25 protein-coding genes and 1 pseudogene are annotated in these 25,845 nt (G+C 51.5%); 7 read left to right on the forward strand and 19 right to left on the reverse strand.

The genetic code is table 11. The annotated features are described in order from the left end of the window. Positions 1-171: 171 nt before the first annotated feature. The gene (gene yacL, locus HWQ15_RS12240; RefSeq protein ID WP_022647069.1) at positions 172-534 is read left to right on the forward strand and encodes a protein YacL; all 363 of its coding nucleotides are present in this window, start codon (positions 172-174) and stop codon (positions 532-534) included. Positions 535-565: 31 nt separating this feature from the next. Here the strand turns inward: yacL and speD are convergent, their stop codons facing one another. The 3 genes from speD to HWQ15_RS12255 all read right to left on the reverse strand — a co-directional run bounded on the left by speD (position 566) and on the right by HWQ15_RS12255 (position 2,679). Beyond that, positions 566-1,360: an adenosylmethionine decarboxylase gene (gene speD, locus HWQ15_RS12245; RefSeq protein WP_022647070.1), complete on the reverse strand. Its 795-nt coding sequence runs from the start codon at positions 1,358-1,360 to the stop codon at positions 566-568. Continuing rightward, positions 1,361-2,230 carry a polyamine aminopropyltransferase gene (gene speE, locus HWQ15_RS12250; RefSeq protein WP_022647071.1) on the reverse strand — a complete coding sequence of 290 codons (870 nt, stop codon included), beginning with the start codon at positions 2,228-2,230 and terminating at the stop codon, positions 1,361-1,363. A gap of 101 nt (positions 2,231-2,331) precedes the next feature. Next, positions 2,332-2,679, reverse strand: coding sequence for a YacC family pilotin-like protein (locus HWQ15_RS12255; RefSeq protein WP_003856306.1), 348 nt, complete (start codon positions 2,677-2,679; stop codon positions 2,332-2,334). A 145-nt stretch (positions 2,680-2,824) separates the two neighbouring features. On the opposite strand from HWQ15_RS12255, the gene cueO reads away from it, so the two are divergent. After that, positions 2,825-4,384 carry a multicopper oxidase CueO gene (gene cueO / locus HWQ15_RS12260; protein ID WP_063148777.1) on the forward strand — a complete coding sequence of 520 codons (1,560 nt, stop codon included), beginning with the start codon at positions 2,825-2,827 and terminating at the stop codon, positions 4,382-4,384. A gap of 86 nt (positions 4,385-4,470) precedes the next feature. On the opposite strand, the gene HWQ15_RS12265 is transcribed toward cueO, so the two are convergent. Continuing rightward, positions 4,471-6,861: a glucose/quinate/shikimate family membrane-bound PQQ-dependent dehydrogenase gene (locus HWQ15_RS12265; RefSeq protein WP_063148778.1), complete on the reverse strand. Its 2,391-nt coding sequence runs from the start codon at positions 6,859-6,861 to the stop codon at positions 4,471-4,473. Between the two features lie 206 nt (positions 6,862-7,067). On the opposite strand from HWQ15_RS12265, the gene hpt reads away from it, so the two are divergent. Then, positions 7,068-7,604, forward strand: a complete 537-nt coding sequence (gene hpt, locus HWQ15_RS12270) for a hypoxanthine phosphoribosyltransferase (protein WP_003856303.1) — start codon at positions 7,068-7,070, stop codon at positions 7,602-7,604. Between the two features lie 64 nt (positions 7,605-7,668). Here the strand turns inward: hpt and can are convergent, their stop codons facing one another. Then, complete coding sequence (can, locus tag HWQ15_RS12275; RefSeq protein WP_003856301.1) at positions 7,669-8,331, reverse strand: carbonate dehydratase; 663 nt, start codon at positions 8,329-8,331, stop codon at positions 7,669-7,671. Between the two features lie 107 nt (positions 8,332-8,438). On the opposite strand from can, the pseudogene HWQ15_RS12280 reads away from it, so the two are divergent. Both HWQ15_RS12280 and HWQ15_RS12285 read left to right on the forward strand, forming a co-directional pair. Beyond that, positions 8,439-9,364, forward strand: a pseudogene (locus HWQ15_RS12280) (ABC transporter ATP-binding protein). Then, entirely contained in the window at positions 9,361-10,131 is a 771-nt protein-coding gene (locus tag HWQ15_RS12285) for an ABC transporter permease (RefSeq protein WP_022647074.1), read from the forward strand. The pseudogene HWQ15_RS12280 and the gene HWQ15_RS12285 overlap by 4 nt, the downstream one beginning before the upstream one ends. Positions 10,132-10,168: 37 nt before the next feature. Here the strand turns inward: HWQ15_RS12285 and HWQ15_RS12290 are convergent, their stop codons facing one another. Next, positions 10,169-11,542, reverse strand: a complete 1,374-nt coding sequence (locus tag HWQ15_RS12290; RefSeq protein ID WP_176587392.1) for a hypothetical protein — start codon at positions 11,540-11,542, stop codon at positions 10,169-10,171. 173 nt (positions 11,543-11,715) lie between these two features. On the opposite strand from HWQ15_RS12290, the gene HWQ15_RS12295 reads away from it, so the two are divergent. Beyond that, positions 11,716-12,156: a PTS sugar transporter subunit IIA gene (locus HWQ15_RS12295; protein ID WP_063148780.1), complete on the forward strand. Its 441-nt coding sequence runs from the start codon at positions 11,716-11,718 to the stop codon at positions 12,154-12,156. A gap of 63 nt (positions 12,157-12,219) precedes the next feature. Continuing rightward, positions 12,220-13,467 (forward strand): polysaccharide deacetylase family protein, encoded by a 1,248-nt coding sequence (locus tag HWQ15_RS12300; protein WP_032670914.1) that lies wholly within the window; start codon positions 12,220-12,222, stop codon positions 13,465-13,467. Between the two features lie 3 nt (positions 13,468-13,470). On the opposite strand, the gene HWQ15_RS12305 is transcribed toward HWQ15_RS12300, so the two are convergent. From HWQ15_RS12305 to gluQRS, 13 genes are all read right to left on the reverse strand, one after another. Further along, entirely contained in the window at positions 13,471-14,556 is a 1,086-nt protein-coding gene (locus HWQ15_RS12305) for a fimbrial protein (RefSeq protein WP_050581694.1), read from the reverse strand. Positions 14,557-14,576: 20 nt separating this feature from the next. After that, positions 14,577-15,179, reverse strand: coding sequence for a fimbrial-like protein (locus tag HWQ15_RS12310; protein ID WP_038415358.1), 603 nt, complete (start codon positions 15,177-15,179; stop codon positions 14,577-14,579). A 14-nt stretch (positions 15,180-15,193) separates the two neighbouring features. Continuing rightward, positions 15,194-15,757, reverse strand: coding sequence for a hypothetical protein (locus HWQ15_RS12315; RefSeq protein ID WP_023299346.1), 564 nt, complete (start codon positions 15,755-15,757; stop codon positions 15,194-15,196). Positions 15,758-15,783: 26 nt separating this feature from the next. Next, complete coding sequence (locus HWQ15_RS12320; protein WP_032625598.1) at positions 15,784-16,353, reverse strand: fimbrial protein; 570 nt, start codon at positions 16,351-16,353, stop codon at positions 15,784-15,786. Between the two features lie 38 nt (positions 16,354-16,391). Further along, on the reverse strand, positions 16,392-18,986 hold the full coding sequence (locus HWQ15_RS12325; protein ID WP_022647081.1) for an outer membrane usher protein: 2,595 nt from the start codon (positions 18,984-18,986) through the stop codon (positions 16,392-16,394). Between the two features lie 81 nt (positions 18,987-19,067). After that, complete coding sequence (locus HWQ15_RS12330; protein WP_022647082.1) at positions 19,068-19,811, reverse strand: fimbrial chaperone; 744 nt, start codon at positions 19,809-19,811, stop codon at positions 19,068-19,070. An 85-nt stretch (positions 19,812-19,896) separates the two neighbouring features. After that, complete coding sequence (locus HWQ15_RS12335) at positions 19,897-20,508, reverse strand: fimbrial protein (protein WP_023299349.1); 612 nt, start codon at positions 20,506-20,508, stop codon at positions 19,897-19,899. A gap of 324 nt (positions 20,509-20,832) precedes the next feature. Continuing rightward, entirely contained in the window at positions 20,833-21,213 is a 381-nt protein-coding gene (panD, locus tag HWQ15_RS12340) for an aspartate 1-decarboxylase (RefSeq protein ID WP_022647084.1), read from the reverse strand. A gap of 31 nt (positions 21,214-21,244) precedes the next feature. Next, on the reverse strand, positions 21,245-22,096 hold the full coding sequence (gene panC / locus HWQ15_RS12345) for a pantoate--beta-alanine ligase (protein WP_022647085.1): 852 nt from the start codon (positions 22,094-22,096) through the stop codon (positions 21,245-21,247). A gap of 11 nt (positions 22,097-22,107) precedes the next feature. Further along, a complete protein-coding gene (gene panB / locus HWQ15_RS12350) occupies positions 22,108-22,899 on the reverse strand; it encodes a 3-methyl-2-oxobutanoate hydroxymethyltransferase (protein ID WP_022647086.1) in 792 nt (263 codons plus the stop codon). Positions 22,900-23,022: 123 nt separating this feature from the next. After that, positions 23,023-23,502, reverse strand: coding sequence for a 2-amino-4-hydroxy-6-hydroxymethyldihydropteridine diphosphokinase (gene folK, locus HWQ15_RS12355; protein ID WP_038415362.1), 480 nt, complete (start codon positions 23,500-23,502; stop codon positions 23,023-23,025). Next, complete coding sequence (gene pcnB / locus HWQ15_RS12360) at positions 23,499-24,896, reverse strand: polynucleotide adenylyltransferase PcnB (RefSeq protein ID WP_071785222.1); 1,398 nt, start codon at positions 24,894-24,896, stop codon at positions 23,499-23,501. Before pcnB ends, folK begins: the two co-directional genes overlap by 4 nt. 42 nt (positions 24,897-24,938) lie before the next feature. Further along, positions 24,939-25,829: a tRNA glutamyl-Q(34) synthetase GluQRS gene (gluQRS, locus tag HWQ15_RS12365; protein WP_022647088.1), complete on the reverse strand. Its 891-nt coding sequence runs from the start codon at positions 25,827-25,829 to the stop codon at positions 24,939-24,941. Positions 25,830-25,845 lie beyond the last annotated feature (16 nt).

Consider the following 25,845-nt stretch of genomic DNA (forward strand, 5'->3'; position numbering starts at 1 on the left):
ACCCCTAACCCCTCTCCCCAAAGGGGCGAGGGGGGATTTTATTCCCTCTCCCTTTGGGAGAGGGCCAGGGTGAGGGGTATTTTTTTTATTTTCATTCCTCCCACCTCTCCCGCTTTTTTTCTTCCTCTCTGCTGCGATAATTACCCTAATGGCTTTGCAGAGGAAAACGCTATGGATTACGAATTTTTGCGCGACATCACCGGCGTGGTGAAAGTGCGAATGTCGATGGGGCACGAAGCCGTTGGACACTGGTTTAACGAAGAGGTGAAAGAGAACCTCGCGCTGCTGGATGAAGTCGAACAGGCAGCGGAAACGGTGAAAGGCAGTGAACGCTCCTGGCAACGCGCCGGACACGAATACACCCTGTGGATGGATGGCGAAGAGGTGATGGTGCGTGCCAACCAGCTTGAGTTCTCGGGTGATGAGATGGAAGAGGGGATGAGCTACTACGACGAAGAGAGCCTGTCGCTGTGCGGTGTGGAAGATTTCCTGAAAGTGGTGAACGCCTACCGCGACTTTATGAAACAGAAGTAACTCCCCGAAGCGTCCCTGCTTCGGTTCACGATTACACGGTCGGAATGTTACGGCCGTAGTAAATTTCGCGCATCTCTTTCCAGAGCAGGTCGGTAATGACCTTACGCTCTTCTTCACTTAAATCTTCCGGTTTCGTGTGGAACATGTAGTGCTTAAGGTCGAATTCCTTAAGTAACATTTTGGTGTGGAAGATATTCTCCTGATAGACGTTCACATCCATCATGTCGTATAGCGACTTCATGTCGTCGGACATGAAGTTCTGAATGGAGTTGATCTCATGATCGATGAAGTGCTTCATGCCGTTGATATCACGGGTAAAACCGCGTACGCGATAATCAATAGTGACGATATCGGATTCCAGCTGGTGGATTAAATAATTCAACGCATTCAGCGGTGAAATCACGCCGCAGGTCGACACCTCGATATCCGCGCGGAAGGTACACAGTCCGCCTTCCGGGTGGCTTTCCGGGTAGGTGTGCACGCAGATATGGCTTTTATCCAGGTGGGCGACAACCACTTCTGGCAGTGGGCCGGGGTGCTCGGTTTTGTCGATAAGCTGCGGGTCAACCGGCTCTTCACTGACCAGAATGGTGACGCTTGCTCCCTGCGGCTCGTAATCCTGGCGCGCGATATTCAGGATGTTGGCGCCGATAATCGAGCAGGTCTCTGTCAGGATCTCGGTCAGACGGTTGGCGTTGTAGAGTTCATCGATATAGGCGATATAACCATCGCGCTCTTCTGCTGTTTTGGCGTAGCAGATATCGTAAATACAAAAACTCAGGCTTTTGGTCAGATTGTTAAAGCCATGCAGTTTAAGCTTTTTCAATTAGTTCACCTCCTTTGAGGACAGCGCGTCTTGCAGATATTGAGGCAACGCAAAGGCTGCGGTGTGGATCGCCGGGTTGTAGTATCGGCATTTGAGTCCGGCCTGGTGGAAGCGGGCCTGGATAATTTCGGTGGAGAGATGGCGCAGGACGTCGTTATCCGTCGCCCAGGCAAAGGTCATGATCCCGCCGTAGTAAGTGGGGATCGCCGCCTGGTAGAAGCTGACGTCAGCAAAATAGGTGCTCAGCTTACGGTGGCTATCAAGCGCTTCATCCTGTTGCAGGAAGCAAACGCCGTTTTGCGCCACAAAAATCCCGCCAGGCTTCAGGCAGCGCTTGCAGCCTTCGTAAAACGACGAGGTAAACAGCGACGCGCCGGGGCCGATAGGGTCGGTACAGTCAGAGATAATGACATCAAACGTTTGCGTGGTCTGGTTAACAAAATTGACGCCATCGTCGATAACCAGATTAAACCGCGGATCGTCATAGCTGCCGGCATTGTGGTTGGGCAGATACTGGCGGCAGAACGACACCACACCGGCGTCGATTTCCACCATGGTGATGGTTTCGACATTCTGATGACGCGAGACTTCACGCAGCATCGCGCCGTCGCCGCCGCCGATAATCAGCACGTCCTTCGCGTGGCCGTGGGCCAGCAGCGGGACGTGGGTCATCATTTCGTGATAGATAAACTCGTCGCGCTCGGTGGTTTGCACCACGCCGTCCAGCGCCATCACGCGGCCGAAGGCGGCGTTTTCGAAGATTATCAGATCCTGATGATCGGTTTTCTCATGATAGAGCACGTTATCCACGGCAAAATACTGACCAAACTGGTCATGCAGCGTTTCTTGCCATACCGTTTTTTCGGTCACGGGGAGCACCTCCTTCGTTAGCATCCATTACATCCGGCAGATGGGCGCAACACAACACCGCCGTGAAGCGGTTAGCGGGTCAACAAGGGGCGTCGGGAAGGTTACTTCACGTAGGCGAGCAGGCTGAGTGAATCGCGAGCCAGCGCTTTGCATTTTTTAGCAGTGGGAATGCCAATACCGCTTAAATCACGGTAGCTGTCTTCACCGAGCGCCTTCATGTCGAAGCTGTCGTAGTTGCTGAGGTCCCATTGGTTCTGCTGGGCAAAAAAGACCAGTGCGCGACGAATTTGCCCATTGGGTAAATTCTGGTAACCACAATCGTTTTTCAGAAAAACAAAAACTGCCGTCAGATCGGCCATATCTTCCGCTTCGTTTTCACTTAGCGCGTAACTGTTCGCACACATCGCCATCAGGCTGGCGAACAAAATTGTTCTGAAAAACGTCTTCATTGCCTTTACCACTGCATCACGGAAAATTAACGTTAGCATACTTGATGCCAGGCCGACGATCTTTATTATTGCCGCCGTGCTTGACCTTCCGGTAAGGGGAGGGTTTATGCTCAAAAGATCGCCTGCTGGAAATAAGGAAATGCACATGCAACGTCGTGATTTTTTAAAATTTTCTGCCGCGCTGGGGGTTGCCAGCGCGTTACCTCTCTGGAGCCGCGCCGTTTTTGCCGCCGACAGACCGGCTTTACCCATTCCTGAATTACTCGCCGCAGATGCCCGCAGCCGCATTCAGCTTGTGGTGCAGGCCGGTAAAACCACGTTCGGTCAGCACGACGCTACGACGTGGGGCTATAACGGCAATCTGCTCGGCCCGGCGTTGCAGTTACGCAAAGGGAAGGCGGTGACGGTAGACATTCATAACACGCTTGCGGAAGAGACCACGCTGCACTGGCACGGGCTGGAAGTCCCGGGCGAAGTGGATGGGGGGCCTCAGGGCATCATCAGGCCTGGTGGTAAACGCAGCGTAACCTTTACCCCGGAACAACGCGCGGCGACCTGCTGGTTCCACCCGCATCAGCATGGCAAAACGGGCCATCAGGTGGCGATGGGGCTGGCCGGCCTGGTGCTGATTGAAGACGATGAAAGCCGCCTGCTGCGCCTGCCAAAACAGTGGGGTATCGACGATGTCCCGGTGATTGTGCAGGACAAAAAATTCAGCGCTGACGGGCAAATTGACTATCAGCTGGACGTCATGAGCGCGGCGGTAGGCTGGTTTGGCGATACACTCCTGACCAACGGCGCAATCTACCCGCAGCATGCCGCGCCAAAAGGCTGGCTGCGTTTACGCCTGCTAAATGGCTGTAACGCCCGCTCGCTGAACTTCGCCACCAGCGATAAACGCCCGCTGTATGTGGTGGCAAGCGACGGCGGCCTGCTGCCGGAACCGGTGAAGGTGAGCGAGCTGCCGATGCTGATGGGCGAGCGCTTCGAGGTGCTGGTGGATATCAGCGATGGCAAAGCGTTTGACCTGGTGACTCTGCCGGTCAGCCAGATGGGGATGGCCGTTGCGCCGTTTGATAAACCCCATCCGGTCCTGCGCATTCAGCCGCTACAGATCGCCGCTTCCGGTACGCTGCCGGACGCCCTCACCACGCTACCCACACTCCCGTCGCTGGACGGGCTTACGCAGCGTAAACTTCAGCTCTCCATGGACCCGATGCTCGACATGATGGGCATGCAGGCGCTGATGAAGAAGTACGGCAATCAGGCCATGGCGGGAATGCACCACGGCCAGATGATGGGCCATATGAATATGGACCACGGTAAAATGGGCGGCATGGATCACGGCGGCCATGGTTTCGATTTCCACAACGCCAACCGCATCAACGGCAAAGCGTTCGATATGAACACGCCCATGTTCGCCGCCACGAAAGGGCAGTTTGAACGCTGGGTAATTTCAGGCGAAGGCGACATGATGCTGCACCCGTTCCATATCCACGGCACGCAGTTCCGTATTCTCTCTGAGAACGGTAAAGCGCCGGACGCGCATCGCCGGGGCTGGAAAGATACGGTGAGGGTGGAAGGCGGTGTCAGCGAGGTGCTGGTGAAGTTCGATCACGAAGCGCCGAAAGAGTTTGCCTATATGGCCCACTGCCATCTGCTGGAGCATGAAGATACGGGGATGATGCTGGGCTTTACCGTATAAAAAAAGCCGGGTGGCGGCTTCGCCTTACCCGGCCTACATAGGACACCCGAAAGCCCGGTATGCGTTAGCGCCACCGGGCTTTTTCATTACTTAGCGTCGTCAGGCAGTGCATACGCGACAATATAGTCGCCCATCTTCGTGCCAAACGAACCGTGACCACCTGCGGAGATGACAACGTACTGCTTGCCATTCACTTCATAGGTCATCGGCGTAGCCTGTCCACCGGCTGGCAGACGGCCTTGCCACAGTTTTTCACCGTTGGTCATGTTGTACGCGCGCAGGTAGTTATCTGCGGTTGCCGCGATGAACAGCACGTTACCGGCGGTGGAGATTGGGCCACCCAGCATTGGCATACCCATATTGAACGGCACTGGAACAGGCATCGGGAACGGCATGCTGTCCTGTGGCGTACCAATACGTTTCTTCCAGACGATCTTGTTGGTCTTCAGATCCAGACCGGAGATGTAACCCCAGGCAGGCTGTTTACACGGCAGACCTAACGGAGAAAGGAACGGATTCAGGGTCACACCATAAGGAACGCCATACTGCGGCTGGATACCGGCTTCGGTACCGCTGCCTTTCGCATCTTTCGGCTGCTCCATTGGGTTACCCGGACCGCGTGGGATCAGACGGGAAACGAACGGCAGCGCCATTGGGTTAGCGATGGCGACCTGACGGTTAGGGTCAACGGAGATCCCACCCCACTCGAACATCCCCAGGTTACCCGGGAAGACCAGCGTGCCCTGCTCTGACGGCGGCGTGAAAATGCCTTCATAGCGCAGCTGGTGGAACATCACGCGGCATACCAGCTGGTCAAACATCGTGGCACCCCACATGTCTGCACCGCTGAGGTCTTTCTCCGGACGGAAACTCAGATCAGAGAACGGCTGTGTTTTGGTAACGTAGTCGCCTTTGGCCGCACCCTGCGGAACCGGTTTTTCCGGCGCAGGAACAACCAGCTTACCGTTGCTGCGATCCAGCACGAAGATGTTGCCGGTTTTGGCCGGGGCGTAAATCACCGGAACGGTTTTACCGTTAACGGTAATGTCCGCCAGCGTCGGCTGGGACGGCATATCCATATCCCACAGATCGTGGTGAACGGTCTGGTAGCTCCATGCCAGTTTACCGGTCGTTGCGTTCAGCGCCACGATGGAGCTGGCGTAACGTTCCTGCTCCGGCGTACGGTTACCACCCCAGATATCCGGCGTGGTCACGCCCATCGGCAGGTAAACCAGGTCCAGCTTCGCGTCATACGCTGCCGGTGCCCAGGAGTTCGGTGAGTTAAAGGTAAAGGTGTGTTCATCCGATGGGATCGCGTTGGGATCTTTCGCGCCCGGGTCGAAGGCCCACAGCAGTTTACCGGTGTTCACGTCGAAACCACGGATAACGCCGGAGGTTTCGCGGGTAGAGAAGTTATCCGTTACCGAACCGGCAATCACGATGGTTTTATCGGTAATGATTGGCGGGGAGGTCGGCTCATACAGACCCGGCGTAGTGTCCGGCATGTTGGTCTGAAGATTCAGAATGCCTTTGTTAGCGAAGGTTTCGCACAGCTTACCGGTCTCAGCGTTGATGGCAAACAGGCGGCCATCGTTCACCGGCAGCATAATGCGGCGAGGACAGTCGGCAATGACTTCCGGGCTGGCATTATCAGCGCGCGCTTCGTGGTAAGAGACGCCGCGGCAGGTGATGTGCTGGAACGACGGGTTGGAGTTCAGCTGTGGATCAAAGTGCCATTTCTCTTTACCGGTGGCCGCGTCGAGCGCGAACAGACGCTGGTGCGCCGTACACAGGTAGAGCATGTTGCCCACTTTAATCGGGGTCACTTCGTTGGTCAGCTCACCCGGATCGTTTGGCATTTTCAGGTCGCCGGTACGGAATACCCAGGCTTCCTTCAGGTTTTTCACGTTGTCCGCGTTGATCTGCTTCAGCGGGGAGTAACGTTGACCTTCCTGATTACGACCATAGGCTGGCCAGTCGCCGTCAGCCACCTGCGAAATAGCCGCAGCCGGTGTGGATTCAGTGTTCAGCGTACCGTGGATCTCCTGCGGGTCGTTGAATCCGGCCCAGGTCAGGATGCCGCCACTAATCAGCAGGGCAACGACCAGACCGGCTACAGCACCACTGGAAGGGACGATCAGACGACGCCAGACAAACGGCAGGATCAGCCAGATACCGAAGAAGACCAGAATGTCGCTGCGCGGCGTCAACGCCCAGAAGTCGAACCCGACCTCCCAGACGCCCCAGATCATGGTTGCGAGCAGTAACGCTGCGTACAGCCACAGAGCAGATTGTTTTCTGCGTAAAAGCAGGACGGTTACGCCAACCATAACCAGACCCGCAATCGGGTAGTACCAGGAGCCGCCAATCGCGACCAGCCATACGCCACCGATTAACAAATACAGCGCGCAGAATGCGGCAAACGCGGCTGTTAATGTCACCAGTAGACGCGGCTGTTTAGTTTTTGTTTCAGCCATAGAAAAGTACTCGTCAGTTTTGTTAATTATTTGCTAGCAATTAATTATAGGTATTAACAACTGTGATCGGAATCACAAATATTGCTTTTTATAACTCATACGCCAGGGCAATCCATTTACTGGTATAATGGCTGGCTTGCGTATCGATGCCGGAGCGAGAGTCATCCGCATTGAGAGATTTTCACTAAAATCATTTGGTTAGTAATATGAAACATACTGTTGAAGTGATGATCCCGGAAGCCGAGATCAAAGCGCGTATCGCCGAACTGGGTCGTCAAATCACCGAACATTACAAGGACAGCGGCAGCGAAATGGTGCTGGTCGGTCTGTTGCGTGGTTCTTTCATGTTCATGGCAGACCTGTGCCGTGAAGTGCAGGTGCCGCACGAGGTCGATTTTATGACCGCCTCCAGTTACGGCAGCGGCATGTCCACAACCCGTGATGTGAAAATCCTGAAAGATTTGGATGAAGATATTCGTGGCAAAGATGTGTTGATTGTTGAGGACATCATCGACTCCGGCAACACGCTCTCTAAAGTGCGTGAGATCCTGAGCCTGCGTGAACCAAAATCACTGGCGATTTGTACCCTGCTGGATAAGCCTGAGCGCCGTGAAGTGCAGGTGCCGGTGGAGTTCGTTGGTTTCTCCATCCCGGACGAATTCGTGGTGGGTTACGGCATTGATTACGCGCAGCGTTATCGCCATCTGCCGTATGTTGGGAAAGTAGTGATTCTGGACGAATAATTGCGGGCTGATGCCCTCACCCCAGCCCTCTCCCACAGGGAGAGGGTGAAAACCCCCGGCTTTGTTATTTATGGTTCACATGCTTAAGCTTGAGGTTGGCAATTCCCGAGCGGTAACGCTGTTCCAGCGTTTCGCGGTTGGTGGCGGTCACTTCCAGATTGCGCAGCAGACCGTCGTGAATACCGTACGCCCAGCCGTGGATGGAGACCTTCTGCCCGCGTTTCCAGGCAGACTGCATAATCGTCGAGTGGCCCAGGTTATAGACCTGCTCCATTACGTTCAGCTCACACAGGGTGTCGAGACGGCGCTCCTGCGGCATTTCGCCCAGCAGTGAGCTATGTTTGAACCAGATATCACGAATGTGCAGCAGCCAGTTATCGATTAACCCCAGCTCTGTGTTTTCGACCGCCGCCTGCACGCCGCCGCAGCCGTAGTGGCCACAAATAATGATGTGCTCAACCTCAAGAACGTCAACGGCGTACTGCACAACCGAAAGGCAGTTGAGATCGGTATGAATAACCAGGTTAGCCACATTGCGGTGAACAAACAGTTCGCCAGGTTCAAGACCCGTCAGACGTTCGGCGGGGACACGGCTGTCAGAACATCCAATCCAGAGAAAGCGCGGGTTCTGCGCTTGCGCGAGTTTTCCAAAAAATCCGGGGTCTTCCTCCACCAGCATTTTTGACCATAGTGCATTGTTGCTGATGAGTGTATCTATGTCGTTCATGGAGGTTAGCGACCTGTAACCAAGTGATTGCGTTGCGCTACTATAGGGTAACCCGACTTTTAATGAAACCACACAACGTGTGTCAGAACTTAAGGTAAGTTGAATTCATGGCGATTGCACTGGAGCTTGAACAGCTCAAAAAAACCTACCCGGGGGGCGTTCAGGCGCTGCGCGGGATAGATCTTAAAGTCGAAGCGGGAGATTTCTACGCGCTTCTGGGGCCGAACGGGGCGGGGAAATCCACCACCATCGGGATCATCAGCTCGCTGGTCAACAAAACCTCCGGCCGCGTCAGCGTGTTTGGCTACGATCTGCAAAAAGATGTGGTCAACGCCAAGCGTCAGCTGGGGCTGGTGCCGCAGGAGTTCAACTTCAACCCGTTTGAGACGGTACAGCAGATTGTTGTTAACCAGGCGGGTTACTATGGCGTTGAGCGCAAAGAGGCGCTTGAGCGCAGCGAAAAGTATCTGAAACAGCTCGACCTGTGGGAGAAGCGTAACGAACGCGCGCGGATGTTGTCCGGGGGATGAAGCGCCGCCTGATGATTGCCCGCGCGCTGATGCACGAGCCAAAGCTGCTTATCCTTGATGAGCCGACTGCTGGCGTGGATATTGAACTGCGTCGTTCCATGTGGGGTTTCCTGAAAGATCTGAACGATAAAGGCACCACCATCATTCTGACCACGCACTACCTGGAAGAGGCGGAAATGCTGTGCCGCAATATCGGCATTATTCAGCACGGTGAGCTGGTGGAAAACACCTCGATGAAGAATCTGCTCTCCAAGCTCAAATCAGAGACATTTATCCTCGATCTGGCGGCGAAAAGCGCGCTGCCGAAACTGGAGGGCTACAACTATCGCCTGGTCGATACCTCGACGCTGGAGGTAGAAGTGCTGCGCGAGCAGGGTATCAACAGCGTGTTCTCACAGTTGAGTGCGCAGGGCATTCAGGTATTAAGCATGCGTAACAAAGCAAACCGACTGGAAGAGCTGTTTGTCTCTCTGGTGCACGACAAACAAGGAGACAAGGCATGACGCATCTTTACTGGGTCGCGCTGAAAAGCATCTGGGCAAAAGAGATTAACCGCTTTATGCGTATCTGGGTGCAAACCCTGGTGCCGCCGGTGATCACCATGACGCTCTACTTCATCATTTTCGGTAACCTGATTGGCTCCCGCATTGGTGAGATGCACGGTTTTACCTATATGCAGTTTATCGTGCCGGGCCTGATCATGATGGCGGTGATCACCAACGCTTACGCGAACGTGGCGTCGTCGTTCTTTAGCGCCAAGTTCCAGCGCAACATTGAAGAGCTGCTGGTGGCCCCGGTGCCAACGCATGTGATCATCGCCGGTTACGTGGGCGGCGGCGTAGCGCGCGGGCTGTGCGTGGGGATTCTGGTGACGGCGATTTCGTTGTTCTTCGTCCCGTTCCAGGTGCATTCGTGGCTGTTCGTGGCGCTCACATTATTGCTGACGGCGATCTTGTTCTCCCTCGCCGGGCTGCTGAACGCGGTGTTTGCTAAAACGTTTGATGACATCAGCCTGATCCCGACCTTCGTGCTGACGCCGCTGACCTATCTGGGCGGGGTGTTTTACTCCCTGACGCTGTTGCCGCCGTTCTGGCAGGCGCTGTCGCACCTGAACCCGATTGTCTACATGATCAGCGGCTTCCGCTTTGGCTTCCTCGGCATTGCCGATGTCCCGCTGTTCACCACCGTTGTGGTGCTGGTGGTGTTTATCGTGGCGTTCTATCTGCTGTGCTGGTATCTGATCCAGCGCGGACGCGGGCTGCGTAGCTAATAGTATGTCCCGGCGACGTGCGCGTCACCGGGACATATTACTCACTCCCATGCATAAGTAATGTTGTTCTGAAGTTCTGGAGGAACATTGCGCATATCCCCCCATATTCACCCCAAACGATTACCTTTCCGTCATTGCGAAGGGCGCAGAATCCATAAGTAGAACTATAGATTGCTCTAATATTATATAGCTCATCCGCAACAGGAGAAGTATCACCGCCCTGATCGGGATGGCCCCAGGCAACTACGCTGCCATCTCTTTTGAGTGCGGCTATACAGTCTGCTCCTGCGCAAATATATATTACCTCTGATAGATTTTCTGGTTGCTGTATAAAATAAGGGTTCGACAATTCACCCCATGAGAAGACTTTGCCTCCCGGAAGAAGTACTGCGGCAGCCTGGTTTCTTCCAACCTGAACATCGATTATATCTGAGCGCGAGGCTATTTCGGCTGGGATAGGTTCAGCATACTCACCCCATGAGACCAGCATGTTATTTTCCCGCAATGCAATAAAACCACCATAAAAGGGGTAAATATTTTTGATGTCGCTGAGAGTGGTAATGTATTCTGGCGCTATGCTGTTATATTCAGCTTCACTCCATGTGGAGATCTTTCCACTTTGGTGCAGAACAAGAAAGGTATCGTGATTGCCGAATATCTTTGTGGCATCAGATATATCATTTAAATGTTCCGGTAGTCTGCCACCAGATTTTGGATCTCCCCATGCAACGACATGGCCATTTTCTCTTATCGCAGCGAATGCACCATCGGTGGATTCTATGGCAATAAAATCTTTCATTTCTGCAATATGTTCAGGCATTGTCCAAGGGAACCCAACATCGTTCCATTGCACAATTTGTTTGTTTTTTCTTATGGCCAGGAAAGCACTATACTCATATTCACCCCATTTTTTAAAAGTTTTCACAAAACTTATATCGTTAAGGGCTGCAATATCTTCGGGGATAGGCTCATCAGAGGTTCGTCCCCATACAAAAATCTGATTAAGTTTATTAATACCTACTGAGGTTTCTTCTGAGCCACAGACAACTTGAACATCATGGTTACGATCACTGGTTGGGGTAGTATCCGCTTCTCCCGGCAATCCCCATGCGACGACCATACCATTATCCTGAATAGCGGCGAAGGAAGCACCTGCTCCACCTATATTGCTTATATTAACCAGGCTGCCACGCACGTATATATCAGAGTTGACTAAAAGCCGTTTTGTTGGCTCCGTATCGGTAAATCGACTACCAGTAAAAATTTTTTCAGGAGTATCCTCGTAGCTCCAGTCAACAATGACTGGAGCTAGAGTTATTTTATCAAGCGCGACGAGTTTATGCTCGTTATTACCCCATCCTGATCCAATTTGAGTTCGGCCACCCATTATTTTTAAATCGTAGCTTTGCATGTTATCCCCTTTGGTAATGTATCCTTTTATGATTTTTTCATTTGCGAGTTGCTAGTTATAGTTAATTGTTCTTAAATATAATTGTTAAAATAATTAATCTTTAAAATTGAACATAATCACACTCACGCAGTCTATAATCAGTTGAATTTTTATCTGAGCAAAGGAGTGAACAGATGCTAGGATTGGTGATCACCTGCCACGATGAAGAGGCACAGGAAATGCTGCTTAAGCTGGCGGCCCGATTTGGCCCCCTGGCGCAATGTCGTGCGGTAAATTACTGGCGAGGGCTGAGCACCAATATGCTCAGCCGGATGATGTGTGACGCGCTGCATGAAACCGACACCGGCGATGGCGTGATTTTTCTCACTGACAGATCCGGCGCGGCGCCATACCGTGCGGCTGCCCTAATGAGCCATAAGCACGATAACTGTGAAGTAATCTCCGGTATCAGCCTGCCTTTACTCGAAGCGATGTATCCGCTGCGCGCAACGTTGAGCAGCGCTGAGTTTCGTCACGCCATTGTGGCGCAGGGCTCGCCGGGCGTGAGCAGCTTGTGGCACCAGCAGCAGAAGAACCCGCCTTTTGTTCTGCTTCACGATCTGTATAAGCATTAAACATTGGTATTGATGCCGCTTTTGTTACAATGGCGGCTGATTTTCTGTGTCGATTTATATTCCATGCTCAAGCGCGTTATCTTTATCCTTCTGCTCGTGGTTTCCGGTGGTGCGTCTGCCAGCCTGACCAGCCAGCAAGGCCTTCCTGCTCAGTATATGCAAACCACCGAAGATGCGGCCATCTGGGCGCAGGTGGGAAATGCCGTTGTGAATGTGGGGAATGTCCGCGCCGGGCAGATCCTCGCTGTCTTTCCGGCCGCGGCGGATTACTATGAATTTCGTTTCGGATTCGGTACGGGGTTTATTGATAAAGACCACCTTGAAAAAGTTCAGGGCAAACAACGCGTTGAGGATAGCCTGGGTGACTTGAACAAGCCGCTCAGTAATCAAAACCTCATTACCTGGAAAGACACGCCGGTTTATAACGCCCCCAGCAGCGGAAGCGCGCCCTTTGGCACCTTAAGCGCTAATCTTCGCTATCCGATTCTGAATAAGCTGAAAGACCGCCTGAACCAGACCTGGTTCCAGATCCGTATCGGTAATCGTCTGGCATGGGTAAGCAGCCTGGATGCGCAGGAAGATAACGGGCTACCGGTTCTGACCTACCATCATATTTTGCGTGATGAAGAGAACACCCGTTTTCGACATACCTCCACGACGACCAGCGTACGTGCGTTTAATAATCAGATGGCCTGGTTACGCGATCAGGGCTATACCACGCTGACGATGTACCAGCTTGAAGGGTACGTACGTAACAAGATGAACCTGCCCGCGAAAGCGGTGGTGATCACTTTTGATGATGGCCTGAAATCGGTGAGCCGCTATGCGTATCCGGTGCTGAAAGAATATGGCTTCAACGCGACGGCGTTTATAATTTCATCCCGAATCAAAGGCCATCCGCAGAAGTGGGATCCAAAATCGCTACAGTTTATGAGCGTTCAGGAAATCAAGGGCATCCAGGATGTGTTCGACATTCAGTCTCACACTCATTTCCTGCATCGCGTGGATGGCTATAAACACCCCATCCTGTTGAGCCGTAGCTATCACGTGATCCTGTTTGATTTTGAACGCTCACGTCGTGCACTGGCTCAGTTCAACCCGCGCGTATTGTATGTGTCGTATCCATTTGGCGGCTATGACAATAAAGCGATAAAGGCAGCGAATGACGCTGGTTTTCATCTGGCAGTGACGACGATGAAAGGGAAGGTGAAGCCGGGGGATAATCCGTTCCTGTTGAAGCGTTTGTATATCTTAAGAACGGATTCACTGGAGACGATGTCGCGGCTGATCAGTAATCAGCCGCAGGGATAGCGGTTAGTCGTATGAAAGGGTGAATACGCCGGTGGCTTTAAACGACCCCGGTTTCACTGTGTTTCCGTTTGCTACCAGTTGAGCAACATAATTAATTTGCTTGGATTCAGGGGTTTGGTAATCCGTTATGACATAGGATGAGTCAGGATTGTTCGGCAGAAGTTGAGAGGTTCCGTTATACATGATTTTCACGCCTGCGCCCTCAGCTCCGGACGTAAGCGTATTACCAAGAAGATCATTGTTTTTTCCGGTTAGCTTTGAGGTGGTGAGTTTGGTTGTGATATTTGCCACACCGGTACAATTGCTTAAGCTAATGGAAAAAGGGATATCCTTAACCCGATTGTTTTTAATGTCTGAAACATAATATTCTCCCAGGTTAACATTATTAGTACCATCCGATAGCATGGCCATGTCGCAGGTTGGAAGAACGATCGGGATCTGGAATGAGTCCTCGTTGACCATAAATGTCCATGGTTGGTTGTCACTATCATCTGGATTACCAATAGCCATTTTACCCAGAGTGCCGGGTTTGGGTCTGATTGAGGTTTCTTTGTTCGGGTTGCCTCTGTAACCTTCATCAATATAAATTTGAACTGAGGTGTTTATCCATTTTTCATCCCACGGGTCAGATTTTCCGGAGGAGGCAACGGTAGTCCAGCCAGTAGTATTCATAGCGAAGTAACCACCCATGCCTCCAGTGCTTTCTGCGGTGTGCACCCTTACGGAATAATAAATCCCCGGAATATTTGTTTCAAACATAGCCCTGCCATAACTACTCCCCATTAGCAAGGTCGGGTTTGTTTGTGACACGAGGTTAAAACCATCGTCCCCCGGACCACATTTGGCCTGAATGCCTGGTGTCAGGTTAACGTTAAAAAGAGTACTGGCGTAGTTACCCGGAGGGGGAAGACGTACGGTGCCACCTGAGTAGTCAGAATTGATTAGCGTGGTTGTGCCGCCTTTTCCATTATTCATTTGGCACTCCCCTGCCCAGCAGGAGTGGCTGAGGGTAAATAACGCGCTCGCCATGGCAAACGTCATTGTGCCTTTCACGTTGAAACCCTGTCTTATAAAGTTGAACATTCTCATCCTTTTTCCTGTTCTGATTATTATTCGTAAGTGACGTCAACCAATACTTTACTGGTAACGACACCACCAGCCACTACGCCAATATTTTGATATCGGGCATAGAACTGATAATCCGTTAAAAATGCAGTATCCTGACCGCTTACGTCAAAAGTGATTTTTGACGTGCCGTCGTTGTTTAAAACATTCTTTTTATATTTTTCAGAGAAAACGACGACGCCGACATTTTTTGCCGCGCCTGCGGCGGTATCATCACTTTTGAAAACCTGATTTTGTCCTGGCCAGAAACCCGACTGCGGCGAAAAGCTAAAACTCAGCTTTTTAGCCGTACCGCTGTCTCCATAGCAATCATCTACATGGATCTTAAAAGGCGTACCGCCTGCATCATCGGTTGCAGTAAAACGATCGCTACCATCCGGGTTATAAAACCAACTGCGCATCGCATTGGGGAGATAAATTTCGCCGTCATTTTCCACGGTCATCTTACAGGTGCTATTAACAATGTTAGCGGTAATATTTACGTCTAATCCTGAGCTTGCCTGGCTTACGCCAGGCAAGATGCCACCAGCCAAGCCCATAAGCAACACAAGACCGGGCTGGTATAAAATAAACGGTGATTGTTGCATACTGGTTCCTGGTATTATGGATAAGCGATAGTAAACGTGACTGGCGCAGTAACCGCCCCCGCGCCTACATCAGCAATGGTTTGGCCTTGCCCGATAACGATACGGGAATTCATCGGGAATTCACCGGTACCATCAGTAATGGTGACATCCTTAGCAGCCGGAGGCGTGTTACAGCTCATAAGCTCGCCAGTATCGACAACACCCGACCAGATCTCAAAGCCCGTTGCTAAGCCGCCAGAGTAAGAATCACCCGTCTTGTTGACGCCACTGCATTCACCACCAGCGCCTTTCGCAGCGGACACCGTTGCCTTGGTTACTCCAGAACAGTTGGTGAAACTAATCTTGAGCGGCTCGACACGGGTTTTGTTCACCAGATCGGATTTGTATACGTCGCCGAACGCAATTTCAGTGGAGGCTGTGCCTGCATCGTTAAGTACTTTTGCGGTACATGTGCCTGATACAATTTTTGATTTAATCGTTAATTCGACACTAGGGGTGCCTGTAATTGCTGCGCTTGCCATTCCCGAGAACAGAAGAGCAGAAACGGACAGGGCGATAAAAGTAGAATTGAATTTCATAATGTTGCTCCGTTTTCCTGCACTAATCACTCGTAGCTAAATTCAAAGGTCGCCACGGCCTGAAAATCACCAATGGTCATGCTGTTTTCTTTTGTTTCACGTAAGGTGGCCACCAGAGCAACTTCCTTATTCTGGATTTCTGTCGGACTCCAGACCAGGCGCTCTGAATCCAGGGTTGAGTTAATGATAAAAGGAGTATTTGGTGCATCGGCTCTGGCGATTTCAGCCGCAGAGTAATCAGCGCCACCGTTAGTTTTTGCAATCTGGTTAACAAGGCCGCTAGCTAAATAACCTGATTTGGTTCCTTTTACGGTTGTTTTTAACGAGGTCAGCGACGCCGGGCATTCAACGAGCACAATTTTGAAATTGGCATTTGCCGTTCCGGCTTTGACATCATCTAAACGTACCTGACCGTTATTACCGATAGTCAGCGTTTGCTGCGTATCTGAACCCGTACCGCCGACCAGTTTCATATCGCAGGTGGTTTCGCGGATATTGGCAGTGAAGTTAACATTGAGATCGGCTGCCGCAGCAGAACCTGACATCGCTAACATTGCTAATGCGATTAATGAATAACCGCAATGATTTTTCTTCATATTATTTCCCATGGGTGTGATTCCCTGTTTTAACATCATTACATTTGGCACTGTTGATTACTCAGAATCGTGGTTAAGCCTGCTTTCTTCGCATTTTCAGGAATCTGATAATGCACCGTGCAAGAGCTGGATCCATCGCTTCCCCATACCACCCGGAGAGCGCCTTTGTCTTCCACACCGCGTACATAAGCTTGTCCTGCCTGGCCTACCGTTCCGATAGATTCGTTTTTCTCATTCAGAACGTCTGCACCTAGCGGAATAAAGCCGTTATCAGAACGTTGTAATTCCAGAACAAGCGAACGACCTTCATCCGTTTCAAAATTCACTAATACAACGGAGCCATTGCGAGGTACGGCAACTGCGCTGGTATTTTTGATTTCAACGTCTGCTTCGAGAGTACTGATATCGAGCGATACTCGGTTTTCTCTGTAGGCTGACATATACGGCATAATCCCGTACCCGGAACTGTTAATGCGGCTTTGGCCGTAACCCAGCCGAGCACCCGTTGCGCCACTTGCTTTTACCAGCGCAAGTGAATCCGTTTCGCCGATACTGCCGGATGTAAATACAACGCCACCCGAGTGGACAACCATTCCGCCGTTATAACTCGCGGAATACTGTTTACTATTGTCATCGCCAAAGGACGCTGAGACACCGAGCGGCCCGTAAGGACTGTTCCATGAGCTATAGCCACTGACCTGGTTCAGGTTGCCGTAGTTGCCCCCGCTTGATGAGGCGCTAACGGAATAGCTCACTTCACTGTTTTTGGAGTTGCCGCTTGCCGTAGAGTTAAAACTGGTACCGCCTTTTAAATCAGTGCGCAGGCTCATGTTGACGTTATTGAATCCGCCTGACTGCGCGCTATCTTTATTGAATATGCTGAATGGAATACTGACGTTTAAATAAACGCTGTCATCCTTTTCCCCTGTTTCGTTGTACGTGCGTTGCACAGAAACGCTATAGCTACCGTAAGCAAAACTATTGTTGTAACCCACGCTGTAGTCGGAAGTGGAGCTGGAGTCATTCCAGTAATCCTGCCAGGTACCGCTAATATAGAGTGAGCCGTATTCATCACCGTTAACATTCAATGGCTGGTTCAGGCTGACCTGTATCTGGTTTTTGGTACGCTGATAATCAGCATAAAGCTCGGCATTGCTGTCATAAGATCGATTGCCATATTCCTCGTGATGAATACTGTCCTGCAATGAGGCGGCATCGTTAAGGCTGAGATAATCTTCTGTAGAGAAGCGATAAGCTGCCACGTTAAGAGATGTGTTAGTAGCTTCAAGCATTTTGCTGTAGGTCAGCCGATAACTTTGCCCTTTAAGCGTGTCCAGCCCGTCGATATCGGCATAGGACCCGGTAACATCTAATGCGAATGCACCAATACGGGTATTCATAGCCAGACCAAGCAGGCCGGCGTAGAAATCCATATCCGTATATTGCGCACCCACGTAACCGGTAAAGGTATTATTCAGACCATACGCGTAAGTTGCGTAGCCAACGTTTGGCTTATCGTGCAATGAATCATCATTCAGCTCACCTAAACCCACATCCCAGCGGCTGGAGCCTGGGCGGAGCATTTGTGTAACTGAGGAGAACGGAACGGTAAACGTCCGTTTACTTCCATCGGCTTCCTCTACAGTGACAATCAAATCATTGCCATAGCCTGTTGTACTGAGGTCATTGATCTCGAAAGCACCGGGTGGAACGGTGGTTTCATAAATTTTATTGCCGCTTTGCGTTACGCTAACTTTGGCGTTACTGTTTGCCACACCACGAATTACTGGCGCGTAGCCAGAGGTGCCTTCCGGGAGCATGCGGTCATCGTTATACATACGCGCACCACGCAGGCTCACCGAGTCAAAGACATCACCGCGTGTGTAGGAATCACCCATTACCATCTGTGCGTTAAGTGGTGTGATGTCTCGCTGGAGGTAGATATCCTGGCTGGAATAATGTGTGCCATTATCGCTGTCCCAGTTCAGACTGCCGCGAGAACGTAAACGCCACGGCCCCACGTTCAGGCCATAATGCAAGCCCGCATAAGCGGTATCTGAATTGGTGCCGTTTGACTCGCTGTGCCAGGTATTAAGATCGTATGAGAGTAATCCGGCCGGAACACCATTATCCCATAATGAAGGATCGACATACCCTGCTGGAAGCTTAAGCACGTAGATTTGCGGGAAATTAAGATCCATTTCCTGCTTGCTACTATCAAAATTTTCAGAAGCACCGGGATAATATTTTTTGATATCTACGCAAGACGTTTCGTCGTTTTTGACATCATCGCCTAATATGCTGGTATCAACGCCTGCCTGTGTCAGCGTGAGTTTAGTCAGACATGCTGAGGCACGTGGCGTTTTGTTATCAATGAATGTCATCTCGACCGTGGATTTTGAATTGCCATTCAAATTCACTTTTACACGGTAAGTACCTGGCAGAACTGGGTTGCCATAAGCATAACGATCGACATTGATACCTCCACCATTATCGATAAGGAACTGGTCATTAAATTCAATGGCCGATTCTGTTTCGGATGAGGTGTCTACAGCTTTTTTTTCAGTCTCGCTGGCATGCAGAGGAAATGCTGCACAGATTGCGAGACATAAAATTGATCGTTGAAATAGCATGCTTCATCCAGACAAGTCGTCGTATGAATGCTATGAATCATTCATACGTGTTATATTTATAATGTGGCGGTGGTGCGGTTATTAATTTACTTTGCTTTCAAAAGTATCAGAGCCGCCATTGTCATTAATGGTTTCGTAAGCAACAGTGCCGGTGGCAGTACTACCTAAACCTTTTACCTGCATAATTTGAGTACTAAACGGTAAAATAGATTTATGCTCAACCTGGTACTCTTTATTTGCTGATTTCAGCTTTACATTTGAAATAGAAACGTTGTAAGGGGAATCATTGTGTGCGATCAGGTTTAGCGTATTACCTTGTTTTTGTTGTGACCACGTTACTTTGGCTGCTGCATCTCCTGGCGTACCTTTCAGGCCGTCAGGTCGGAAAAAGAGTTTAATACGTGTGCGGAATGCCAGCTGGAGCTGGTTAGGATTTTCACCGTCTTTCACTTTTGACTTCGGTGGAATCTCGAGCACATTGAACCAGAATAGGGATTCGCGATCTTGCGGCAATGAACCACCCAGGTACGAGATCCGAACGGATTGACCTTTTTGCGGATCAATTCGGGATACTGGTGGAGTAATAATAAACGGTAGTTTTAATTCCTGTGGATTGGTGTCATCGCGACCGTCATCGAGCCATGATTGAACTAATAGGGGTTTTTTGCCACGGTTGTCTAAAGAAACGATGACATCTTTTTGCGACTGCTGATAAACAATACGTGTTCCCGAAATAACGATATCTGCGCTTGCCTGGAATGACGCGACAGCAGCAGCTGTAAAGCAGGCAGCTTTAAATCCTTTATAAAATGATGTGCTTAACATTTTTCCACTTCCTGTTGGAATGATATCAATAGTCCCCTGACGTACGTCAGGGGATAATATGAGCATTTTATTTATGCGCTTAAAATTACTCGTAGATCATGGTGAATGCAGCTTGTGCCTGAACCACACCAGCTGACACTGGGTTGTTGGCCGCATCCCAGTTCTGACCCTGGGTATACGCTACACGGTAGTAAAGTGCGCCTGCGCCTGTGGTATCAATCGTTGCTTTCTGGGTATTGTTGGTCTGATCCAGTTTGATCTGATCGGTAGCGGAGTTGCCATCGTTTGACAGTACCAGATTGACGTTTTTAGCGGCGCCTTGAGTATTTGATGGTGGAACCAGCAGACCGCCGGAAGTTGAAGAAGAACCCGCCCAGGAATCAAACTGAGCAGATGCCTGGTTGACGGTAGCAGAATCACAACCTGTCAGGGTGAGGGAGAATTTCTTTTCTCCCAGGGTGCTGGTGGTACCCAGCGCATTAGCGAAGTCTTTTACAAACACGGTATCCAGGTTAACGTCAAAATCATTACCATCCTGGTCAATCTTCTGATCCAGGGATACTTTACAGGTGTTATTAGAAACCATACCGTGGAAAGTAATAGTGCCTGTATCTGAAGGAATATCAGCTGCCATTGCAGAACCCGCACTCAGAACCATTGCTACTACAGTTGCCAGACCTAATTTATTAAAAGACATTTTTTATATCCATATTTAAATGCTAGAAAAGTGAACATAAGCAAGGCTTATGTTCGTTCCGAACAGATGCTTCGGGAAAAGGATTCTAAGTGATGAGTAATGGTTGTGAGAAGCCGTTAGGCGTTAGAAATACTTAAACGATCTTTAAGTCAATATGATTATTTAATAGTGAATGATAATAATTGTTCATTATTTTGATGAGCAGGTGTTCGGCAGGGTGACTTGAATATATTAATAAAAATATATAAAAAGAACGCTATTCATTTTAATTATGTATAAATTACCCAACCTATTTGTCGGGTAATTTATAATAGTACTATTGGCTTAGGCAACCTGAACCGGAATTGCCTTCGCAATACGTTTCATTTCATTATCGCCTTCAAAGTATGCCACTTTTGGCTGCCAGCGACGTGCCTCTTCGTCAGACATCATCACAAAGCTGGCAATAATGACGATATCACCCACGTCCGCGCAGTGCGCCGCTGCCCCATTAACGGAGATGATTTTAGACCCGCGTTCAGCGGCAATCGCGTACGTTGAAAAGCGTTTGCCGTTATTAACGTTCCAGATATCAATAGCTTCGTTTTCGAGAATACCCGCCGCGTCGAGAAAATCCTGGTCGATCGCGCAGGAGCCTTCATAGTGCAGGTCGGCCTGGGTGACTTTCACACGGTGAAGCTTACCTTGTAGCATTTTGCGAATCATTACGTTTACCTTTCACTTCCGGGTAGTAAAACTACGCCAGTTCAACCACTTTGTTGTCGATAAGGCGGGCCTGGCCGAGCCAAGCCGCCACCAGAATTACCGCACGTTTGCTGGTATCTGAGAGTTCCAGAAGCGTATCGGCATCCCGAATTTGAACGTCGTCAGCACGAAGACCTTTCTCGTTCAGCGCCTGTTCAGCCAGAGCGATGATTTCTTCTGCGGTTAATTCTTTTGCCAGCAGTTGCTCTGCCATGGTATTCATGACTTTGCTTAAGCCTGGCGCAATTTTACGCTGTTCCGCAGTCAGATAGCCGTTACGGGAGCTAAGCGCCAGGCCATCTTTCGCACGTACAATCGGCACGCCGACAATCTCTATGTCGTAGCCCATATCGGCAACCATTTTGCGGATCAGCGCCAGCTGCTGGAAATCTTTCTCGCCAAAGCAGGCGATGTCCGGCTGCACCAGGTTAAACAGCTTGCTGACGATGGTGGAAACGCCGCGGAAATGGCCCGGACGGCTGGCACCCTCCAGCATGGTCGAAATACCCGGTACGTCGACGTAGGTCGCTTCAGTGGTACCCTGAGGATAAACATCTGCGGGGGCCGGTGCGAAGACGATATCCGCATGACGTTTTTTGAGCTTCTCGCAATCTTCCTGCAAGGTACGTGGATAGCGCGCCAGATCGTCTTCGCGATCGAACTGCATCGGGTTAACGAAGATACTGACTACCACGATATCTGCACGGGCTCTCGCTTCATCGACCAGCTTCATATGGCCGTCGTGCAGATTGCCCATGGTCGGGACGAGGGCGATACGTTTACCTTCCTGACGTGCACGGCGGATATGCTGGCGCAGCAGCGGCAGAGTTTCTATGATTAGCACACCTGGACTCCTTAATGGAAACTGTGTTCTTCGCCCGGATAAACGCCGGACTCAACCTCGGCAATATACTGCCGCACAGCAGCACGCATGTCGCCTGCTTCTGTCAGGAAATTTTTAGCAAATTTTGGAATGTGACCGCCGGTGATCCCGAAGGCGTCGTGCATGACCAGAATCTGGCCATCGGTGACGTTGCCCGCGCCGATGCCGATCACCGGAATCGACAGCGCCTCAGTGATACGCTTAGCCAGCTCAACCGGCACACACTCCAGCACCAGCAGCTGTGCACCAGCGGCTTCCAGCGCCAGGGCATCATCAAACAGCGTCTGCGCCGCATCGCCACGCCCCTGAACTTTATAACCGCCAAAGATATTCACGGATTGCGGCGTCAGCCCTAAGTGCCCGCAAACTGGCACGGCCCGTTCGGTGAGCATTTTCACCGTATCGACCAGCCAGTCGCCGCCTTCGATTTTGACCATATTGGCACCGGCGCGCATCACTGTTGCCGCATTTTCAAAGGCCTGTTCCGGGGTGGCATACGCCATAAACGGCAGATCGGAAAGTAGCAGGCAGGCGGGCGCACCCCGGCGCACGGCGCGGGTATGGTAAGCAATATCCTCGACCGTGACCGGCAGAGTGGAATCATGTCCTTGTACCGTCATCCCTAACGAGTCTCCGACCAGCATGACGTTGATCCCTTCTTCGGCAAACAGTTTTGCGAAGCTGTAGTCATACGCGGTGATAGTGGCGAAGCGTTTCTTTTCCTGTTTGCATTTCTGCAATAAGGAGATGGTAGTTGGTTTCATACTGTTTCCTGATGGCCCAAAAGCGGATCTTTGCGCATTCTAACAGTAACATTCGAGGGAACAATGATTTTAGGCAATCGATTAACCATATTTGACACATGGCTAATCGGGGGTGACACGGGATTACCAGCGGACCGGTTTTTCCGCGTTGAGGCTTTGCAGAACGGCGTTCAGCGAGGTGCCGTCAGGGAAGGTGAGATCGGGGGCGACTTCAAACAGTGGCCAGAGCATAAACCCACGGTTTTTCATGTCATAGTGCGGAACGGTGAGGCGCTCGGTGTTAATCACCTTGTGGCCGAAAAGCATAATATCGAGGTCGAGCGTGCGCGGTCCCCAGCGTTCGGCTTTACGTACGCGACCCTGCTGTAGCTCAATACGCTGGGTATTATCCAGCAGCGTTTCTGCGTCAAGGGCTGTTTCCAGCACCACGGCGGCGTTCAGATAATCAGGCTGATCCTGCGGGCCGAGCGGGGGCGTACGGTAAAAGGAGGAGACCGCCACGATATGGCTTTGCGGGATCTCCCCCAGCGCCTGAACGGCAGCGTTAACCTGCTCAAGCGGAGAGGCCAGATTGCTGCCGATGGCAATATACGCAAGGGTCATGCTGTGCCTTCACGACGCGGCGCGCGCTTGCGCGGGCGACGGTGACGACGGCGCGGTGCCGGCTCGTCATCCAGATCCGTGAGCATATCTTTTTGCTCCGGTGGTGCAGAGACCTGAAATTCTCCCCACCACTGCGCCAGGCGCTGTAGCTCCTGGTTTCTTTCGACTTCAGCACGCAGAGAGAGCAAATCGAACGCGGCGCGGAACTTAGGATGCTCCATCAGTTTCCAGGCACGTTTACCCTGACGGCGGGACATACGCAGCTGAAGCTGCCAGATATCACGCACCAGCGTGGTAATACGTTTCGGGATCGCCAGCGTGCGACAGCCTTCGTCCAGCACGTCGTTTGCCGCCAGCGCGAACGCATCATAATAGGCGAGGCCGCTCTCTTGGGTAATGCGCTGCGCCGTTTCCAGCAGCGGATACCAGAACATGGCCGCGAACAGGAACGCCGGATTCACGCGCATATCGTTATGAATACGGGTATCCGTGTTCTTCAGCACCTGTGCAATCATCCGCTCCATTGCGCTGTCACCGTTTTCGGTGAAGTAGCGGGTAATGGTCGGGAACAGCGGCTGGAACAGGTTGTATTCACGCAGCAAATTGTAGGTTTCAAACCCGTAGCCTGCCTGGAGCAGCTTTAACGACTCCTCAAACAGACGGGCAGGGGGGACGTCGTTAATCAGCGTCGCCAGGCGCGGGATCGGCTCTGCGGTTTCCGGGCTGATACGCATGTTTAGCTTGGCGGCGAAACGCACGGCGCGCAGCATTCGGACCGGATCTTCGCGATAGCGCGTTTCCGGCGTGCCGATCAGGCGAATCAGGCCGTCTTTCAGATCCTGCATACCGCCGACGTAATCGCGCACGGTAAAATCCGCCACGCTGTAGTAAAGGCTGTTGATGGTGAAATCGCGACGCTGAGCATCTTCTTCAATAGAGCCGAAGATGTTGTCGCGCAGCAGCATGCCGTTTTGGCCGCGCTGGGAAGTTGTGCGATCGTTGACGCCCGCTTCGTGGTGACCGCGGAAGGTCGCCACTTCAATAATTTCCGGTCCAAACATCACGTGCGCCAGACGGAAACGGCGACCAACCAGACGGCAGTTGCGGAATAATTTACGCACCTGTTCAGGCGTGGCGCTGGTCGTCACGTCGAAATCTTTTGGTTTTTTGCCCAGCAGTAAATCGCGCACCCCGCCGCCGACGAGATAGGCCTCGTAGCCTGCTTTATTCAGACGATAGAGCACCTTGAGGGCATTTTCACTGATATCTTTGCGGGAAATATTGTGCTGCTCACGCGGAATGACCGACATGTGTGGCTGTGCAATAGCATCATTCGCCATGCTCTCTTCGCGGCTCAGCACTTTACGGCAAAAATTAGCGACTCGGGTAAAAATAGTACACCTCGTAGTGTGTTTTGTTATCAAAAAAGCGGCTAATCATAGCTCAGCGCAACGCATTTGAGAATGCTGGATTTTTGGCACGGCCATAAGCGTCCAGTCAGCAATGGCCGTTTTCAGCAATTCATCCAGACTCAGATCCTGCCATTCCTGCGTTACATTCTGGTTGAGAAATCGCAGCGCGTCGATCAATACCGGGCGCGGATCGCCGTCAGGCAGCGCCGGGGCATGATTCTGTTTTGACAGCTTACTCCCCTGTTCATTGACCGCCAGCGGCAGATGAATGTAATCCGGCACCGTCCAGCCAAACTGCTGGTAAAGCGATATTTGCCGCACGGTAGGCTCAACCAAATCCGCCCCACGCACGATTTCCGTGACGCCCTGGAAATGGTCATCGACAACCACCGCCAGGTTATAGGCAAACAAGCCATCACGACGGTGAATAATAAAATCTTCACGCGCCAGACGATCATCCGCCTGAATGGTTCCTGAGAGGACATCGGTAAACTGCGTCACCGGAGCGCGCTGTATCAGCCGTACGGCGGCATTCTCAGGGCCGTTGTGCCGCGTACGGCAGTGGCCGTCGTAAACGCCACCCACGCTCTGAATTCGCGCACGCGTGCAGGTGCAGTTATAGGAAAGGCCCTGTTCAGCAAGCCACGCCAGACGTTCACGGTAGGCATCATGGCGTTGAGACTGCCAGAGTACGTCGCCGTCCCAGTGAAGACCGTAATGTTCCAGCTGACGCAGAATAGTTTCTGCCGCACCGGGAACTTCACGCGGAGGATCGATATCTTCAATGCGAACCAGCCATTTACCCTGACGGGCGCGAGCCTGTAGGTAGCTGCCGAGCGCGGCAATTAATGAGCCGAAGTGTAATTCACCGGAGGGAGATGGCGCAAAGCGCCCGATATAGTGAGATTCAGACATATCAACGGTAACAAGG

The organism is Enterobacter sp. DSM 30060 (assembly GCF_013375955.1).
GTDB lineage: Bacteria > Pseudomonadota > Gammaproteobacteria > Enterobacterales > Enterobacteriaceae > Enterobacter > Enterobacter intestinihominis.